Origin of the sequence: Alteribacter lacisalsi, assembly GCF_003226345.1 — a bacterium.
Taxonomy (GTDB): Bacteria; Bacillota; Bacilli; order Bacillales; family Salisediminibacteriaceae; genus Alteribacter; species Alteribacter lacisalsi.
This window is the reverse complement of the sequence record NZ_PDOF01000001.1, coordinates 1708417-1724921: the sequence shown is the minus strand read 5'-3', so window position 1 is coordinate 1724921 and position 16505 is coordinate 1708417. Positions and strand designations below refer to the sequence as shown.

The 16505-nt window shown below is 46.9% G+C and carries 21 protein-coding genes, 1 tRNA gene, 1 pseudogene and 1 riboswitch; of the genes and pseudogenes, 18 read left to right on the top strand and 5 right to left on the bottom strand.

Translation table 11 applies throughout. The features are described 5' to 3' along the window. The first annotated feature begins 73 nt into the window (after positions 1–73). The 5 genes and pseudogenes from CR205_RS08575 to CR205_RS20490 all read left to right on the top strand — a co-directional run bounded on the left by CR205_RS08575 (position 74) and on the right by CR205_RS20490 (position 3261). On the top strand, positions 74–775 hold the full coding sequence (locus tag CR205_RS08575) for an ABC transporter ATP-binding protein (protein ID WP_110518668.1): 702 nt from the start codon (positions 74–76) through the stop codon (positions 773–775). Positions 776–778: 3 nt separating this feature from the next. Beyond that, entirely contained in the window at positions 779–1564 is a 786-nt protein-coding gene (locus tag CR205_RS08570; RefSeq protein ID WP_110518666.1) for an ABC transporter permease, read from the top strand. A 33-nt stretch (positions 1565–1597) separates the two neighbouring features. Next, positions 1598–2182, top strand: a complete 585-nt coding sequence (locus CR205_RS08565; protein WP_110518664.1) for a hypothetical protein — start codon at positions 1598–1600, stop codon at positions 2180–2182. A 2-nt stretch (positions 2183–2184) separates the two neighbouring features. After that, a pseudogene (locus CR205_RS20495) lies at positions 2185–2868 on the top strand (DUF1385 domain-containing protein); the annotation flags it as partial. Between the two features lie 84 nt (positions 2869–2952). Continuing rightward, positions 2953–3261 carry an MTH1187 family thiamine-binding protein gene (locus CR205_RS20490; RefSeq protein ID WP_236634771.1) on the top strand — a complete coding sequence of 103 codons (309 nt, stop codon included), beginning with the start codon at positions 2953–2955 and terminating at the stop codon, positions 3259–3261. A 109-nt stretch (positions 3262–3370) separates the two neighbouring features. Here CR205_RS20490 and CR205_RS08555 read toward each other — a convergent pair whose 3' ends face one another. Then, positions 3371–3586, bottom strand: coding sequence for a DUF2759 domain-containing protein (locus tag CR205_RS08555; RefSeq protein ID WP_236634725.1), 216 nt, complete (start codon positions 3584–3586; stop codon positions 3371–3373). A 180-nt stretch (positions 3587–3766) separates the two neighbouring features. On the opposite strand from CR205_RS08555, the gene CR205_RS08550 reads away from it, so the two are divergent. Both CR205_RS08550 and CR205_RS08545 read left to right on the top strand, forming a co-directional pair. Continuing rightward, complete coding sequence (locus tag CR205_RS08550; RefSeq protein WP_110518660.1) at positions 3767–4402, top strand: MBL fold metallo-hydrolase; 636 nt, start codon at positions 3767–3769, stop codon at positions 4400–4402. A 311-nt stretch (positions 4403–4713) separates the two neighbouring features. Next, positions 4714–5862, top strand: coding sequence for a class I SAM-dependent methyltransferase (locus CR205_RS08545; protein ID WP_110518658.1), 1149 nt, complete (start codon positions 4714–4716; stop codon positions 5860–5862). Between the two features lie 93 nt (positions 5863–5955). Here CR205_RS08545 and CR205_RS08540 read toward each other — a convergent pair whose 3' ends face one another. Beyond that, positions 5956–6198 (bottom strand): DUF2626 domain-containing protein, encoded by a 243-nt coding sequence (locus tag CR205_RS08540; RefSeq protein WP_110518656.1) that lies wholly within the window; start codon positions 6196–6198, stop codon positions 5956–5958. A gap of 432 nt (positions 6199–6630) precedes the next feature. On the opposite strand from CR205_RS08540, the gene CR205_RS08535 reads away from it, so the two are divergent. After that, a complete protein-coding gene (locus CR205_RS08535; protein WP_110518654.1) occupies positions 6631–7077 on the top strand; it encodes a YtxH domain-containing protein in 447 nt (148 codons plus the stop codon). A gap of 156 nt (positions 7078–7233) precedes the next feature. On the opposite strand, the gene CR205_RS08530 is transcribed toward CR205_RS08535, so the two are convergent. Beyond that, positions 7234–7307: transfer RNA gene (locus tag CR205_RS08530), tRNA-Gln, on the bottom strand. Between the two features lie 122 nt (positions 7308–7429). On the opposite strand from CR205_RS08530, the gene comGA reads away from it, so the two are divergent. The 9 genes from comGA (at position 7430) to CR205_RS08485 (ending at position 12233) form a co-directional block, all read left to right on the top strand. Beyond that, entirely contained in the window at positions 7430–8491 is a 1062-nt protein-coding gene (gene comGA, locus CR205_RS08525; RefSeq protein ID WP_110518652.1) for a competence type IV pilus ATPase ComGA, read from the top strand. Next, the gene (locus CR205_RS08520) at positions 8466–9497 is read left to right on the top strand and encodes a type II secretion system F family protein (protein ID WP_110518650.1); all 1032 of its coding nucleotides are present in this window, start codon (positions 8466–8468) and stop codon (positions 9495–9497) included. Before comGA ends, CR205_RS08520 begins: the two co-directional genes overlap by 26 nt. Positions 9498–9527: 30 nt before the next feature. Beyond that, a complete protein-coding gene (gene comGC / locus CR205_RS08515) occupies positions 9528–9860 on the top strand; it encodes a competence type IV pilus major pilin ComGC (protein WP_110518648.1) in 333 nt (110 codons plus the stop codon). After that, entirely contained in the window at positions 9853–10287 is a 435-nt protein-coding gene (gene comGD / locus CR205_RS08510) for a competence type IV pilus minor pilin ComGD (protein ID WP_110518646.1), read from the top strand. The genes comGC and comGD overlap by 8 nt, the downstream gene beginning before the upstream one ends. Beyond that, a complete protein-coding gene (locus tag CR205_RS08505; protein ID WP_161524723.1) occupies positions 10274–10591 on the top strand; it encodes a prepilin-type N-terminal cleavage/methylation domain-containing protein in 318 nt (105 codons plus the stop codon). Before comGD ends, CR205_RS08505 begins: the two co-directional genes overlap by 14 nt. Next, the gene (locus CR205_RS08500) at positions 10563–11048 is read left to right on the top strand and encodes a ComGF family competence protein (protein WP_161524722.1); all 486 of its coding nucleotides are present in this window, start codon (positions 10563–10565) and stop codon (positions 11046–11048) included. Before CR205_RS08505 ends, CR205_RS08500 begins: the two co-directional genes overlap by 29 nt. Then, on the top strand, positions 11041–11430 hold the full coding sequence (gene comGG / locus CR205_RS08495; RefSeq protein WP_161524721.1) for a competence type IV pilus minor pilin ComGG: 390 nt from the start codon (positions 11041–11043) through the stop codon (positions 11428–11430). The genes CR205_RS08500 and comGG overlap by 8 nt, the downstream gene beginning before the upstream one ends. Then, positions 11427–11939, top strand: a complete 513-nt coding sequence (locus CR205_RS08490; protein WP_110518638.1) for a shikimate kinase — start codon at positions 11427–11429, stop codon at positions 11937–11939. The genes comGG and CR205_RS08490 overlap by 4 nt, the downstream gene beginning before the upstream one ends. A gap of 96 nt (positions 11940–12035) precedes the next feature. Then, positions 12036–12233, top strand: coding sequence for a YqzE family protein (locus CR205_RS08485; RefSeq protein WP_110518636.1), 198 nt, complete (start codon positions 12036–12038; stop codon positions 12231–12233). Positions 12234–12306: 73 nt separating this feature from the next. On the opposite strand, the gene CR205_RS08480 is transcribed toward CR205_RS08485, so the two are convergent. Together CR205_RS08480 and CR205_RS08475 are read right to left on the bottom strand one after the other, a co-directional pair. Next, a complete protein-coding gene (locus CR205_RS08480) occupies positions 12307–13158 on the bottom strand; it encodes a YqhG family protein (RefSeq protein ID WP_110518634.1) in 852 nt (283 codons plus the stop codon). Further along, entirely contained in the window at positions 13136–14812 is a 1677-nt protein-coding gene (locus CR205_RS08475; protein ID WP_407923550.1) for a DEAD/DEAH box helicase, read from the bottom strand. Before CR205_RS08475 ends, CR205_RS08480 begins: the two co-directional genes overlap by 23 nt. Positions 14813–14989: 177 nt before the next feature. Then, a riboswitch (glycine riboswitch) is annotated at positions 14990–15092 on the top strand. Positions 15093–15384: 292 nt separating this feature from the next. Between CR205_RS08475 and gcvT the strand changes: the two genes are divergently transcribed. Next, positions 15385–16488 carry a glycine cleavage system aminomethyltransferase GcvT gene (gene gcvT / locus CR205_RS08470; RefSeq protein WP_110518631.1) on the top strand — a complete coding sequence of 368 codons (1104 nt, stop codon included), beginning with the start codon at positions 15385–15387 and terminating at the stop codon, positions 16486–16488. Positions 16489–16505: the final 17 nt, after the last annotated feature.

Sequence of the window (16505 nt, the reverse complement as noted above, 5' to 3'; positions counted from 1 at the left end):
CCTGCATTGTTGGCTCAGTTCCTAGCAAACAGGTATACTAATAAAGAATTGCAGCTCAGGAAAAGGTGATCAAATGAATGGAAAACCGATTTTGGAATTGAGTAATGTTTCGACAGAAATTCTCAGTAATATCAGCCTCGAGATATATAAAGGTGAAATCGTCACCCTGATTGGTTCGTCAGGGGCTGGAAAAAGCAGTCTGCTTATGCTGCTGAACAGACTGAATGACCCGGATACCGGGTCAATCCGCTACCGGGAGAGGGATTTGAAGGAATACGAAGTAACGGCTCTTAGAAAGTCTGTCGGTATGGTCTTTCAGTCCTCCTCTCTTTTCGACGGAACGGTACTGGATAACCTGAAATATGGTCCGAAACTCTTCGATGAATGGGAGGACGGGATGGGGAGCCGTCTGATGGAAAATGTCCAGCTTCCAAAGTCATATCTGGACCGGAACGTGGAAGATCTGTCAGGGGGAGAGAAGCAGCGTGTGGCGTTTGCAAGAACCCTCGCCAATCGTCCTGATGTGCTTCTGCTCGATGAAGTAACAAGCGCACTTGATCTGAAAAACGTGGAGCTGATTGAGGCGTTCATCAAAGACCTCGTGCCGGACCGGGTTCACGCTGTCATTATGGTTACGCACGACGTTGCACAGGCTAAGCGTCTTGGCAGCCGGACTCTGTTTATGGACGAAGGGCAGATTGTCGAGCAGGGCAGCACAGAAGAGCTCTTTGAAAACCCGCATACCGAAAAACTACAGTACTTTCTAAAGGAGTAGTCTATGGCACCGGAAATATCAAATCTTTCAATGTTTCTGTTAATATTTTTTGTTCTGATTCCTGTTTCCCTTTCTTACATCTACGCCCTCGGCCTCAGCAAATCGATTGCATGGTCGTCATTTCGCGGAGTGGTCCAGCTTTTTCTAATTGGTTATATTCTGACCTATCTTTTTTCCCTTCCTCCCCTGCTTGGAATCAGTCTGATGCTAACGGTTATGGTGACGGTGGCAACGTTTCATGCGAGCAAAAAGGGGACGGGAATTCCCTACCTCAGACCGGTTATTTTTCTGGTGATTGTAGGCGTTCAGCTATTAATACTTGCCATGTGGCTCGGCTTTGATATGATTAATTTTCAGCCTGATCAGGTTATTCCTATGAGTGGTATGGTTATAGGCAACAGCATGGTTGCCATCGGTCTTGCTCTGGAAAGGATGAAAAGCGAGTTTAAAGAAGCGAAAGGAAAAATTGTGGCGGCTCTCGCTCTTGGGGCGAAGCCGGAACAGGCTTCTACCATCCTCATCCGGAGGATCGTCAAAGCAGCGATGATTCCGAACGTGGATGGCCTGAAAACAATCGGCCTTGTTCAGCTCCCCGGTATGATGACCGGGCTTATTCTCGGCGGGGTGGCACCGATCGAAGCGATTCGGTACCAGATAGTCATTTCCCTCAGTATTTTTGCTTCTGTTTCCATGGCGGCCATGCTTGTTACGGTCATTTTCTACCGTTTCTTTTTCAATAAGGAGTTTCAGCTTACAGGAATTACTGAAACCGAGGCGGCTGAACCCTGAGGTTAGGCAAGAAGAGTAAAAGGAGTTTTAATTATGAGAAATAAACTGGTGATTTTTCTTCCGCTTACAGTCATGATTGGTCTGTTTGTATTCGGCTATCTGTCGGTCATTCAGACTGAAGAAGTAAACAATGAACAGCTCGATAGTCATACGGAACTGACTATTGACCTGAAGGGAGATGAAGGAACGGTCTCTGCATCGTGGAATTGGGATGCGATGCCTTCTGACGGAATTGCAGGTGACGATTATATAGAGATTGTTCTGTTTGATGAAAATGAGAAGGTGCTGCCTGATGCGGGCACGGAAGGCATATTGGAACTTGGCCAGCGTGATGATGTCATCTACACCGTAGAGGAAACGGTGCAGACAGAGGACGGTCTGATGATGGTTTTTCCAAACCGGACAGAAGATAACGTCACCTATGGTAACAGAGGATCCCTTGTGATTTCCTTTGACCCGGGTGCTGAGGTACACGGAGCGGAAGTACGCTATGCCCACACATGGGTGGAGCACGAAGCGTTTACAGGTGAAGGATTAACCGAAGACCGAATAGACTTCACACCCGATATTCCGCACTGGGTTCTCCGCAGGTCCACAATCAGCCCTGATGGTGAGTAGCCGTGATCCGGGGGCTGTCTTTTAACAAAGGCGTGTTTTTTATGGGCAGGAGGTACATTTCCTGTGCTTCTGAAGAAAAAGGCCGAACCCGTTCCTGGATAAAACCGATTTCGTTTCCGGTGATGATTGGGGTATCCTGGAAAGTTGTCACCTCCATGCCGATCTGGTTTCATCTTGCTGGAGTGTTAATTCTGTTGCTGACTGTTTTTCCCCAAGCTATTTTTATGCTTAATGGAAACGTGGTGCTGGCAGGCGGGCTGCCTTTAGGAACGCTGATTCTATTTGCGGCAGGTACGCATTTTTATTTTCCGGGTGAACTGAAGAAATATCATGGGGCCGAACACAAGGTGTTCAGTTTCAGAGGGCGGGTGAGCCTGTCCGAACGGCAGAACATTGCCGGCGCGGAGATTACAAACCGGCACTGTTCCACAAACGCCATCGTATTGTATTTTACAGCGTTTTTTCTTCTAACTCCCTTTCTTTTGGGGCTGGGGTTTACGGGAAGAGGGGCCGTGGATGCAGCATCCGCTTTAGCTCTTGTGATCATGCCTGCAGCAGCATACTGGCTGAACAGAACCAGCGTAACAGTAATTCACCGCTTCTTTCTGAGAATCTCTTACTTTCTGCAGCGCTATGTTACAACATCGGAACCGGAAGAACGTCATTTAAGAACAGCAATCCGGTCCTATAGAAGACTGGCGTTTAAAGAATTCCCTCACAAGGTAAAGGGAAATAGAAAGACTATTTACAGAAGGAAGGGGCGAGCGCATATGGTAACAGCAGATGTGTCCATCATTCCGGTAGGAAAAGGAACAACGAGTGAATCGGAGCAGATTGCAGAGATTGAAGCGGTTCTTAACGAGTACGAGGGGCGCCTCACTTATAAAGTGAACGCAATGAGCACGGTTATTGATGCTGAACTGCCGGTTCTGTTTGAAGTTATTGAGCGTGTTCATGAACTGCCGTTTAAAAGCGGTGTGGAAAGGGTGGCAACGCACATCCGAATTGATGACCGGAGAGATAAAGCCCAGTCGATGACTGATAAGGAAAAGAGCGTTAATGAAAAAATCAGCCGTTAATTCAATTACTAAAGGAGTGGCTCCATAAGGAGTCACTCCTTTTTAGGTGTTGGAGAACAAGCGGCATAAAAAAATGCCTCAATGGCATCCATTGAGACATTTTCGTACATTACATGATTGCTGCGCCGCCACCGCGTGTGATGTAGGCAAACAGTGACATAACAGAGAACCAGCCGAATACAAGGACTGTAACAGCAGCAAAGCCGACTGCGAAGAAATTCTTCGTTTTTAACTCACGAAACAGACCCCATAGACTGAATACAGTAATGAGCAGGCAGATCACTGCGAATGTCATGTTTGTGATATGGTTAATCAATTGTTCCATACTCTTTTGCCTCCTTACGTATGTAAAAATCACGAAGTACCTGTACCTGATTATAGCATAACCTAAGCGCATTCTTATTTTACTTGTTTTTTTATTATTTGTCGAGAACTACCTGCAATCTTTGAAAATCCAGGCACCGCCGTAGTACAATGGGAGAAACCTTTTAGAGGAGGAACTTTGATGCAGGTGACACGCATACCTTTGGGACCGCTCCAGACGAACGGTTTTCTGGTACATAACGAAAAAAATGATGCTGTTTTCTTTGATCCGGGGAGTGATGGGGAGAAGGTTGTATCCTTTTTAAAAGAAAACGATCTGAACCTGAAAGCGATTATTCTGACACATGCGCATTTTGACCATATCGGTGGTGTTGAGGCCATCCGAAGTGAACTGGATGTGCCTGTGTACGTACATGAGAAGGAAGAAGAGTGGCTCAGGGATCCGGCGTTGAATGGCTCTTCTCGGTTTCCGGGTATTCCGCTCGTTCAGTTTGCCGGGGTTGTTGAAACGCTGCGCGGTGAAGGAAAGGTGACGTTTGGTTCGTTTGTGTTTCAGATGTTTGAAACGCCAGGGCATTCGCCCGGGAGCCTGTCCTTTTATGCTGCTGAGCAGAATGTCGTCTTTTCAGGCGATGTGCTGTTTCAGGGGGGGATCGGCCGAACGGACCTGCCCGGAGGCGACCAGGAGACCCTGCTTGCTTCCATTCACAACAAGCTTCTCGATCTTCCGGATGAAACGGTCGTCGCAAATGGGCACGGCCCGGAAACAACTATAGGAGCTGAAAAAGAAAGCAACCCATTTCTAAATGGCTTTTAGAGGCCGGGACATGAATGAACGTGTTAAAGTGAGAATCGGAACAAAGCGGTTTGAATACACCCTGACTCCCGCAGGATGAAAAGCGAAGGTGAGACCTCACAGTGCGCAGCGTATGGAGGCTCACCCGCTTCCCGCGGATAGCGAGGCATATTTCAGGAGTGATTTATGCCCCACAGATTATTTGTTCGGAATTTCTTTCACTAACACTTCTGTCTCAGCCTCTTTTTTAATGTTCTTCATAGTGTCCGGTACACAGGTGAAGGAAGGTTTTCTCAGCCTTGCCGGCGAATAAAAAAGCAGGGGGTGATGGAGTGGAAGCTATACATAAATTAATTCGTAACAGCGGCCGTAAACAGATCAGCTTTGCCCGTTTTATGGAAGAAGCCCTTTATCATGAAACTGAAGGCTATTATACGAAGGAGAAAACGAAGATAGGGACGGAGGGGGATTTTTATACAAGCTCTCACGTACATCCGGTTTTCGGCTGGACGTTCGGACAATTTTTCGCTGGCGTCCTGAATACCGAAAACATCGCACCGGTCATTTGTGAATGGGGGGCAGGCGATGGTCGGTTTGCAGAAGCAGTGCTTGATTATCTTCAGAGATCCGAACCGGAGCTGTACTCGGACATTTCATATCTTGTCATTGAAAAAAGCCGGTCACATCGTGAAGTGATGAAGGATAGGCTCTCAGACCACCGAAAACATGTTCGGCTCTTTGAGGATTTCGTCTCCTGTTCCGAGGCCGTGCCTGTATTTGAAGGGGTTTTATTTTCAAATGAGCTTCTGGATGCCTTTCCTGTTCACGTTCTTGAAAAATACGGTGAAAGCTATCTTGAAATATTTGTTACCGTAGGAGCGGACAACAAGTTGGCAGAAGTAAAAACCGTCTGTGATAATACGGAGATTCTTGATTTGATAAATATGTACGGTCCTGAGCTCCCCGACGGGCACCGCACGGAAGTGTCCCCAGGAGTTAAGCGGTGGGTAAAATCAGTCAGCAGGTGGCTGAGAAAAGGTATAGCCGTGACGGTTGATTACGGCTATACGAATGAAGAACTTGCAGCGCCTGAGCTTAAAGAAGGTTCAGTCCGTGGATACCGTTCCCATCAGATCGTGCCGGACCCACTTCTTTACCCCGGAAAAATGGACATTACTGCTCACGTTCATTGGGATGCCCTCAGAGCGCTCTTTCTCAAAGAGCAGTTTGTGGAATTCATAAATACCCGGCAGGGGAGATTCCTTCATCATGCAGGAATTTTCGACTTTCTAAAACAGCCTGAAGTTACAGACGGGCCTTTTTCAGAGACATTCCGGCTGAACCGTGCAATTCAGAACCTTACAAGTCTGTCTGGGACAGCAACAGCTTTCTGGGTCAATGTGCAGTCACGGGGACTCCATCGTACTGGAGACTGGCACTTTTACAGGGAAAAAGAAGAAAAGGTACCGGGGCGTAAGTAAGTAGTGAAGCAGACACACTGTCGTGAATTTTAAGAGCACAAGAAAAAGACTCCGGTAAACATCCGGAGTCTTTTTTCACGAGGAGCGCGGATTTTAGTGTCCGACCCCTGGCACCATGATGAACGTGGTGTAATAAGTAAAGCCGATAAAAAACACAGTTAAGTATGCGCCAAAGATATAGATGTACGTTCGCTCAGACAGGTTCAGATAGCTCAGTGCAAGAAATACGCCTGTTTGTGCAAAGAACAGCATCGCCATTTCGTACATTCCACCGACGAAAAACAAAACAGCAAAGATCCCTGTCCAGAAACCAAGTACGCGATACATGCGATCCACGATGCATCCCTCCTTTTATGTAGCTCTAGCAACTCTGATGTTAGTATGCATAATCGAATACACTTTATTATAGACCGAATGAAAAGGTTTGTAAATTAAAACTGCAGGAATTGTTTAACTGTGACACAGGTAGGGCGATTAAACGATGTGGAATAGGCTGAAGCAGAAGAACGAGGCTGTATTGAAGGGGTTGTGACAATTTTGTGACAGTGTTACAATAACTTCCAATTTATTCATTCCAACACTTTGAAAAAGCGCGATTTGTGTCATACTTACCAGGCTGGCGCCGAAAAAAAAGGAATTATTTTTTATGACAAAATAATTTTGTTTGAAGGAATTATGTTTAATTGGGGAGAATTTAAGGGAAAGGAATAATAATTGACTTTTTTCAATTGTGAAATCTACTACAAAAGAAATGGGAGGACGTTAGGCATGAGTAAAATGGACACGAAAGATTTTATTATCGGAACAGTTATAGGAGGGATTATTGGAGCTTCAGCAGCGATGCTGACAGCACCGAAGTCCGGAAAGGAACTTCGCTCGGATATTAACAAGCAGGCTAATACTGCGAAGGACAAAACAATAGAGTTAACAAATTCCGCTAAGGAAAAAGGCAACGAGTACTCTAAACTTGCCAAGGAAAAATCAGGCGAGTGGACAGAAGCGGCCCGTGAACAGTGGGGGCGTGTTTCGGACAGAACAAGCCGTCTGACAGATAAAGCAGCCGACCTCGGAGACGACCTTTCCACGGATATTAAAGATCTGGTGGAAGAGGAGAAAGGCGAGGGTGAAAAGCTTGCCAAGCAGGTGATCCAGGAAATCGAGGATACCCGCGACAAGCTTAAGGAAGAAGCATCAGAAGTAAAAAGCAGCAAATAAACAAATAAATAAATATCAGCGCCGGCGAACCTGAGGGTTCCCGGCGTTTAATATTTGAGCTGAGGAGTCAGCAAGGTAAAAAGCCCAAAAAATGTAAAAAACGACACTCACTGAAAGTGCCGTTCTCCGGGACGTTATCCAACCCGGTTATATGTATGGCTGGGGAGGCAGGGATCGAACCTGCGATCACGGAGTCAAAGTCCGTTGCCTTACCACTTGGCTACACCCCATTGGCTACAAGAGATAGCATGTGTTCTTAGAAAAAATATATGCAGAAAAAAGCAGGATTTTTTTGTTTTGTGTCGAATAAAAAAGTTGTACAAATAAAGGCAAGAGACAGGAAGGTGGTATTTTGGATGTTGAAAGGTTTACCAGGTCTGTACTTCACAGTGCAGCAGAGACCTGTGCGTCGGATGTTCACATCGTCCCCCGCAGGGAACAGGGAATCATCCGGTACAGGATTAACGGGGTACTGACGGACATGCAGCAGATCTCTCCGGATATGCTCCAGCGGATGATCGCTCATTTGAAATTTCTCTCCGGCATGGATATTGGAGAACGAAGAAGACCCCAGAACAGCTCCGTTGAAATCTACCTCAAAGACAGCCTCTACTCACTCAGGCTTTCCACATTCCCCATGACTTTTTCAGAAACACTCGTTGTCAGAATGCACAGACAGCAGACACCCGAACCTCTGAGTCGCCTCACTTTGTTTCCCTCTCAGGCAAACCTCCTCAACAGTTTTGCAAATCTACCCCACGGCCTCATCCTGCTGTGCGGCCCGACCGGATCAGGCAAAACCACTACACTTTATTCACTGATGCACGAAATGAACCGGACTGAGAACAGGAATATCATTACCCTTGAAGATCCTGTCGAACAGCAGCACGATGCTTTTTTACAAATGGAAGTTAACGAAAAGGCAGGCGTTACGTATGCACATGGACTGAAAAATGTCCTCCGTCATGATCCTGACGTCATTATGCTGGGTGAAATTCGCGACAATGAATCCGCTCAGATGGCCGTCAGGGCAGCAATGACAGGGCATCTTGTATTAAGCACGCTTCATGCTTCCACTCCGGTGCTCGCCATCAGACGTCTAGAAGAGTTTGGTCTAAAAACGGGAGACCTAATGGAGACACTAATTGGCGTATGCGTACAGATGCTCGTCCGACTGAATTGTCCCTACTGCAGTCAATCGTGTCATGCTTACTGCAGACGGAGAAAAAAGCGGGCGGCCCTGTTTGATATTCTTCATGGAGACGCCCTGAAAAGCGCGGTTGCTGATCGCAGGCCGGTGGCGTCCTCACTGGGGAGTCTTATGAAAAAAGCGTACACTCTTGGCTGTTTAAATGAGTCCGAAATAGAAAAGTGGGTGAAACGTACTGATGTTCCGTCGAAAACATCCTTTTAAAAATGACCGGGAACGAGGAGAGTGGTTTAAACAGATTGCTTCACTTACGGGAGAAGGGTACCCGCTCAGGGAGGCTCTTGATATTCTTCGCCGCTATTACACCGGAGCAACAGCAAACATGATCGATTCCCTCATCGTGTCACTGCGCCAGGGCCATTCTTTCTCCGTCTCTCTGTTACGGTTTGGCTTTCCTAAGGAAGTAAGTAATTACCTCAATATAATGGAGAAGCATGGTGATTTTCATGCCGGGCTTCACACTGCGGCTGAACTCTGCAGCACCAGGCATCAGATCAGGGAAGAGGCAGGTAAAGTTCTCCGCTATCCAGTGTTAATGTTTGTCTGTCTTCTTGTTTTGGTCACCCTCGTTCTTCACACGATAATCCCTCAATTTTATCAGTTTTTCAGCCAGACAGGTGCTGAACTCCCTTTTATCTCCCGTATGCTGTTTTCTTTGCTTACGATAATAAACCTTCCTGCTTCAGTTATTGCGCTTCTGGTTCTGTTACTTACCATAAAAGCCGCGAAGCATGCTCCGCTTAAGGTGAAACTTTATCTCATTACCGGGACTCCCCTCATTCAATCCTATGCCCGTATGATTTTTACGTATTTTTTCGTCTGCCAGATTGCTCCTATGCTTAACAACGGACTATCAATGAATGACAGTCTTCAGATGATCAGGCGGGACAGTATGTTTGCTGTTTTTCAGCAGGAAGCAGCCATCCTTCATCAAGGTATGCAGCAGGGCATTTCTCTTTCGGAGATGATTACAGAAAGACCTGTTTTTGATCCCCAGCTGTCAACCATTGTTGCACTTGGGGAGGAGAGAGGCTGCACGGCTGAAGAGCTCTCAAGGTACAGCCGCTTTTTAAAAGAACGGATCACATACCGGATCGGCCAGCTTCTGTTTAGGCTTCAGCCCATACTATATGCTGTAATTGGCATCCTGCTCCTGATTGTATTTGTTTCCTTGATGATGCCTGTCTTTCAGCTTACCAACTTATGGTAGCTTTCTCAGACAGGAAAGGAGGTGAGAAAAATGAGAGTAGAAGAGAAACGCTTCATAGAATACAGCAGGAAACCGGAAGCAGGTTTTACACTGATCGAGATGATGATCGTTTTGATGATCATCAGTGTACTTCTGCTTATTGCAGTACCCTCACTGACTAAAAATACAAGTGTGGCGAATGAAAAAGGCTGCGATGCTGTTATTGAGCTTCTTCAGGGGCAGGCTGGAGCTTATTTGGTAGCTGAAGGAAAACAGCTTACCGACCTGGGGGATCTTGTAGAGAAAGGGTATGTGGATACCGTCTCCTGTCCGGACGGGACGGCCCTTACCATTACAAATGGGGTAGTGGGAAAAAATGACTGATGAAAAAGGATATACGTTGATTGAAATGCTCATTGTCCTGTCGCTCCTGTCTGTCCTTCTTCTCATTGCCATTCCTAAGCTCATCCCTCCTGAGGTGCTCGAATCAGAACAGTTTCTGACCACACTTAAAAGCGACCTTTACAACTCCCAAATCCGGGCACTTGCCACTCAGACTCCTGTCCAAATTATTTTTGATAACATAAATCACAAATACATCATCCGCCAGGATCTTACTGTTATTGCGGAAAATCACTTCCCTGCTCATCTGAGGTTTGAAGCACGTTCTCTCGGAACACACGATTTACGTTTTATGTCCAACGGGAATATTCAGCGGTCTGGTTCTTTCGTCTTTTCTTATGAGCGAGGCGGAGGATACAGGGTCGTGTTTCCATTTATCAGGGGGCGGTTTTACGTTGAAGAATTCTAAGGGCTTTACATTGACAGAGGTTCTGGCTGCTCTGGTGCTTTTTGCTGTTATTGCAGGTACGATGGTCCCTGTTTACTGGCATTTTCAACTTGAGAAAGAGACGGTTAAACAGGAGCGGATCATGATCGGCATCCTCTATGACGTTGCCCAGGAATACCGGAAAGAAGGAGTGAAAAGAGTTTCTGCAGAGTATAGCGGCTATATTTACGAGATCAGCTGGAGAACAGCTGATGAGAGGGAATGGCATGTCTGCATCAGTTGGGAGGCAATGCGCCATGACATCTGCCTATACATTCCGAAATAGAGGCGAAGCAGGCTGTACACTTATTGAAGTTCTGCTCTCATTTATCGTTACGATGATCATCGTATCCGTATTGTTTACGATTCTCCATCCGTTTCAGAAAACACAAGACACTAAAGAGACAGGCCGCAGCAGAGAAGCGGAACTATTCTTCATTCAGTTTACCCCGTACTTCAGACAGAGCACAGAATTTACGATCAGCAGCACAGAAAAGACACTTTATCTTCGGAGTGACCGGAGCGGACAGGAGGAAGTGTCCTCATTTACACTTCATAATGGCAGGATTATCCGATATGTAAACGGTCAGGGGTACGATATCTTTCTCGAAAAAGCCGGTGATGTGAGGTTTAGGGAGGAGCCGGCAGGCATAAGAATCAGCCTAACCTTTCCTGATGGAAGTTTTTCTGAGCGCGTATTTACGCACACTGCCGGCAAAGGGCAGAGCCGTGAACATGAATAACAAAGGATATATCCTGCTGTTTACAGTGGCATTCTTATTTCTTCTCAGTGCTGCTATACTCCAGGCCGCGATTGTGATTGAACAGGAACGGCAGTTCAATTTTTTTCACCGGGAAATGGTGACAGTCGATCACCTCATCCTGACCGGTACAGCTCATGTAACAGAATTGATTCTTTTCAGTGAAGGTGATACGTTAGCCTCAGGAAAACTGCAGACCGGCAGCGGTTCGATCTGGTACCGTGTTGATACGGAATCTGACATGCTGAGAAGCATCCGGCTGGATGCAGTAACAACAGGGGGCACGAACCGTTCAGCTTCATTCAGGCTGAACATGGAAACCGGCGCAGTAACAGACTGGAGAGAAGGAAGTGCAGCACAATGACGATGCAGGCGAATGGCAATATTTATTTAACCGGTTTTATGGGAGCAGGGAAAACGACAGTGGGAAAGCTGCTTGCCAGAAAAAACGGGCTCGGTTTTATTGATCTGGATGACGTCATCGTAAAACAGACGGGGAAATCCATACCGGATATTTTCAGGAATGAGGGTGAAGAATGGTTCAGAAAAGTCGAATCGCAAGTGCTTGAACGTATGACCGGTAAGCGGGCGGTGATCTCGACAGGCGGTGGTGCTGTTGAAAAAGAAGAAAATGTGGCATTTATGAGGAAGACAGGACTGACCTTCTTTCTGGATGCCCCATTTGATGTATTGTACGAACGAATAAAAGCGGATCCCGGCCGTCCGCTTGCCGGAATTGACCGGACAAAACTGGAAGAGCGCTATAGTGGAAGGCGTAAAGCGTATGCAACCGCTGATGTGACGATCCAGACTATGGGCTTGACCCCCCGAGAGATTGTAAAGGCAATAGTCGAAGCAGGACAACCACTCTGATCCCCAGAGGCAGTGGTGAGACTGCCGGGCAGCTGGTGGAATAAATTCTTTCGTTATGGGCAACACTGGGAAGACTCTTATTTACAGGTGAGGACCATGAAAACGAATGATTATGTAAAATTTGTTACACAGCAGGTTGTTACTTATGCCGACCAGCCGAAAAGTGAACGTATTAAACGCCGTCAGGAAAAAAAAGAAGCCAAGCCGCCGCTCCTGCATCACTGGTTCGGTCTTCTGCCGTTTGCGTTTCTTTTGTTTTACAAAAAGAACAGGCAGCGCTTAGCCCGTCGGTAAGTAAACAGGAAGAGCTCCCGGAACTGCTCATTTTTCGGGAGCTCTTTTTTGTGCCTTGTAAAATTCAATTGTCTCAGTGAAGCCAGCGGTTTCTCGTTTTTTTGACAGCTAAAGGATGCTGATGAAGGTAAAACAGACCGCCATTAATGACTGTGATAGCAACTTTAGGCGTGTACTGCCGTCTGATTGCGTCCTGTTCCACATGAAAGCTGTCCGGCAGTTCCTCAGCTCCGTCATAAAAGGTCTGAAGAAGGGCCAGATCCTCTGCCATCTTCAACTCTGCCTCCTCTGCCCAGCCGTGATCCTCCGAGCGGACGATGAGCTCGATCTGGTGTCTGATTCGTTCCACCCCGCTCAAAGGTTTGATAAGGGGGCTGACGGTAAAGCAGTAATCGGGAATATCGGCTTCCAGGGGATAATACTTCAGGTGATCATAGAAATCTTCGATCATCTCCCCGTTGGTCAGACAGAGGCCTATCGACACCAGGCGGTCCCGTTTTTTTTCCGCTTCGTACGATATTTTCATATTCATATTCAACCAGGGCAGAAGGGGAAGGGAATGGGCTGATAGACTGGTTCGTGCCACTTTCTCGTACATGCGCACGTGAGAGCCCTGTTCCTTTGTAAGTTCAAACACCTGGTGAAGCCGTGGCGAGCCAAAATGAACAGCTTCTGCTTTCCTGTCGTACCGCTTGTCCAGGTCAACAGGCGCCTGATCCTCATCGGTCACAACCGTCATTTTCCACGGATTCGGCACACCGCCGATTTTCTCAAGGTACTGCCAGTAAAAAGGACGATTCGTAAGTGCTTTGTCCATTTCCACACTGAGCTGGACATGAAGGTGCCCTGGACTTTCCTCGAGCACGGGGCTGTCATTTTCCGTGAAAAAGGTTTTCAGGTATTTATGCACGTCCGCCTGCAGCACGGGCCTCCACCTCCTCGCCTGAATCGATACAGGCTGTTAGATTTTCAAGTTTGATCCGCATTTCACCGTCTGATTCCGAATGATTCAAAATATTGGAGATATGTGTTTCCAGTTCTTCTTCATGCATTTTTTCAAGAATGTCATCAAGCTTGCCGATGACCTCCTCAAACAGGCCGATCTTTGTATATAGAGTGCGAAGAATATGGTCTTCCACTGTATTCTGAACGGCGAAATTGTATATGTGAACATCGTGCTCCTGACCGAGCCTGTGAATCCGCCCGATCCTCTGTTCAATCCGCATCGGATTCCATGGGAGGTCATAGTTGATCATGTGGTGACAGAACTGCAGGTTAATTCCCTCTCCCCCTGCTTCGGTTGCAATAAGAACCTGGGCCCGGTCCTGGAAAAGCTGCTTCATCCAATCTTTCTTGCTCCGCTTAAATCCGCCCCGGAAGGGAACGGCTTTGATGCCGTGCTGGGCAAAGTACCATTGAAGATAAAGCTGAGTGGCACGGTATTCCGTAAAAATAATGACCTTATCATCAATGTTCTGTACGAGTTCAAGTGCTTTTTCAGCCTTGGCGTGACGGGTTACCCCCTGAACCATCTCCATGAGGCTCTCCAGCTCTTCTTTAAGTGCAGGTGCCATTTCTTCCTGACCAAGCAGTCCTTTGAGTGTCATATAGACAGCTTCTCTGCTTGAGCAGCATTCACGCTGAAGCGTGAGAACAGTAAACGGGAAAATACTCCACTCATGTTTTTGGTTCCACCTGCTTTTAAGCGCAGTTACCGCATCATACAGCTGTTTTTCTTCATCGGAGAACTCGATTTCCACTGTTTTCACGACCCGTTTGGGCCAGTCCATCTCGGAGTCTGAGCGGCGGTTTCGAATCATCACTTTTTGCACGAGCTGTCTCAGTTCCTCATGCTGGTCCGCATCCTTAAACTCCTTCGTAAAGCCATCCTCATTTCCAAGGTGGCCGGGTTTTAGAATAGAAATCAGATGGAAGACTTCACTCAGTTTGTTCTGGACCGGTGTAGCCGTCAGGAGAAGGCAGAACTTCTTTTTTAAATTGCGGACAAACTGGTAGTTTTTCGTATTCTTGTTTTTCAGTTTGTGTGCTTCGTCAATAATAATCATATCGTAATCCTGCTCATAGATAACCGAACGATGTGGGTCACGCTTTGCCGTATCAATGGAACTGACAATCACGTCACAGCTGTCCCACACGTAGGATTTCCGCTGTTCGACTGCCGGAATGTAAAACTTGCTGTTCAGTTCCCGGCACCACTGTGTCACAAGAGAAGCGGGGACGAGAATGAGTACTTTTTTCACGAGACCGCGAATCATGTATTCCTTGAGAATCAGGCCTGCTTCGATGGTTTTACCGAGGCCCACCTCATCTGCCAGAATCGCTTTTCCGTTCATTTTAGTGAGCACACGCTCTGCGGCCTCCATTTGATGGGGAAAGATATTCAGGTGCGGGAGATGCTTTGGCGCTTCGAGACCGTCAAAATGCTCAATCGACAGCTGTTCTTCAGCCTGCAGTGCCAGAGAGAAGAGGTTCCAGCTGGACCATGGCCCGTTTTGGACAAGACGGGCCGAGAGCGCCTCACCCCATTTCTGGTCAAAAATAAAGTCGGGAACTGTCACGGGAAAAACTCCTTTCTTCCATACCTGAGTAAAATGGTGCTCCTATTTAAAATTGTCAAACGATGTTATTGCCAACTAAATTTAAAAAGTGATACGATAGAGACGCAGGATCAGTTGTCTTTAGACTATCTTTTCCTGAAACCCCGTTTTCTATGACCATCAATTACATATCTGCGAATGAAAGCAAGGGGAGAGATCACTCCGAACGAGGGAGTGACGCCGAAGGAGCAAGCAGCCGGTTATCTGTGAATCTCTCAGGCAAAAAGACTCTTGCCAGACGCAACTCTGGAAAGCTTCCTTTATTTATTGAGAAGGAACACCCATGGGGACACTTTTCGGCCTGTAGTTGCCGGAAAGGAAACTCTCAGGTACATCCGACAGAGCCCTCACCGTTTCAGGGAGGTCTCTGTCTTTTTTTGGTTAATTGGTGCTGGCAACTGACTTAATGACGTGAAGTGCAGACTTTATGCAGAAGGATATTGTGGAGAATTTTTACGAACCTGAAAGCGGATTCAATTTTCAAAAAGCAAATACATCGGGCTCTCTTGAGCTTTGAAAAAACACGGAGGTGCATGGCATTGGGGAAAAGAACACCATTATTTGACGTGTATAAGGATCAGTCAAAAACGATTGATTTCGGCGGCTGGGATCTGCCGGTACAGTTTTCAGGAATTAAGGACGAGCACGAAGCGGTCCGGACAAAAGCAGGTCTCTTTGACGTCTCACACATGGGTGAGGTTGAAGTAAAAGGAAGCGGTGCAATCCCTTTTCTTCAGTACGTATTGACCAACGATGTTGAAAAGCTGAAAGTAAACGGTGCTCAGTATACAGCCATGTGTTATCACGAAGGCGGCACAGTGGACGATCTGGTCTACTACAAACGGGAAGAAAACGACTTTCTTCTGGTCGTCAACGCCTCCAACGTGGATAAGGACTTCGACTGGCTTTCTTCACAGGCTGAAAACTTTGACAATGTAGAAGTAGTCAATGTAAGTGATCAGTTTGCCCAAGTGGCAATTCAGGGGCCGTTGGCAGAAGAGGTGCTGCAGAAGTCAACAGACACTGATCTCTCGGAGATTACCTTCTTTAAATTTCGTGACCAGGTGGACATCGGCGGTATGAAGGCTCTCGTATCCCGTACAGGTTACACAGGTGAAGATGGATTTGAAATTTACTGTAAGCCGGAAGACGCAGCTGGGCTTTGGAACCTGCTCCTCGAAACAGGGGAAGCTGACGGACTCAAGCCGTGCGGGCTCGGTGCACGGGATACACTTCGTTTTGAAGCGCGCCTCGCCCTTTATGGCCAGGAACTTACTAAAGACATTTCACCGATTGAAGCCGGAATCGGATTTGCGGTTAAAACAGACAAAGAAGCCGACTTTATCGGAAAAAGTGTGCTGAAGGATCAGAAGGAAAATGGTGCGCCGCGAAAACTCGTCGGTCTTGAAATGATCGATAAAGGGATTCCCCGGACAGACTATGCTGTATTTGTAAATGACGAAGAAATCGGCTTTGTTACGACAGGCACACAGTCTCCGACATTGAAAAAAAATGTGGGTCTCGCCCTTGTTGACAAAGCGCATACAGCAATCGGAACAGAAGTGGAAGTTCAGGTGAGAAAGCGCCGTTTGAAAGCAGAAGTAGTGGCCACACCGTTTTATAAACGTTCAAATTAGAGGGAAAGAGCAGGAAG

Coding starts and splice junctions, on each gene's coding strand:
- CR205_RS08575 (WP_110518668.1), top strand. CDS start 74: ATGAATGGAAAACCGATTTTGGAATTGAGTAATGTTTCGACAGAAATT.
- CR205_RS08570 (WP_110518666.1), top strand. CDS start 779: ATGGCACCGGAAATATCAAATCTTTCAATGTTTCTGTTAATATTTTTT.
- CR205_RS08565 (WP_110518664.1), top strand. CDS start 1,598: ATGAGAAATAAACTGGTGATTTTTCTTCCGCTTACAGTCATGATTGGT.
- CR205_RS20490 (WP_236634771.1), top strand. CDS start 2,953: ATGGTAACAGCAGATGTGTCCATCATTCCGGTAGGAAAAGGAACAACG.
- CR205_RS08555 (WP_236634725.1), bottom strand. CDS start 3,586: ATGGAACAATTGATTAACCATATCACAAACATGACATTCGCAGTGATC.
- CR205_RS08550 (WP_110518660.1), top strand. CDS start 3,767: ATGCAGGTGACACGCATACCTTTGGGACCGCTCCAGACGAACGGTTTT.
- CR205_RS08535 (WP_110518654.1), top strand. CDS start 6,631: ATGAGTAAAATGGACACGAAAGATTTTATTATCGGAACAGTTATAGGA.
- CR205_RS08520 (WP_110518650.1), top strand. CDS start 8,466: ATGTTCCGTCGAAAACATCCTTTTAAAAATGACCGGGAACGAGGAGAG.
- comGC (WP_110518648.1), top strand. CDS start 9,528: ATGAGAGTAGAAGAGAAACGCTTCATAGAATACAGCAGGAAACCGGAA.
- comGD (WP_110518646.1), top strand. CDS start 9,853: ATGACTGATGAAAAAGGATATACGTTGATTGAAATGCTCATTGTCCTG.
- CR205_RS08500 (WP_161524722.1), top strand. CDS start 10,563: ATGACATCTGCCTATACATTCCGAAATAGAGGCGAAGCAGGCTGTACA.
- comGG (WP_161524721.1), top strand. CDS start 11,041: ATGAATAACAAAGGATATATCCTGCTGTTTACAGTGGCATTCTTATTT.
- CR205_RS08490 (WP_110518638.1), top strand. CDS start 11,427: ATGACGATGCAGGCGAATGGCAATATTTATTTAACCGGTTTTATGGGA.
- CR205_RS08485 (WP_110518636.1), top strand. CDS start 12,036: ATGAAAACGAATGATTATGTAAAATTTGTTACACAGCAGGTTGTTACT.
- gcvT (WP_110518631.1), top strand. CDS start 15,385: ATGGCATTGGGGAAAAGAACACCATTATTTGACGTGTATAAGGATCAG.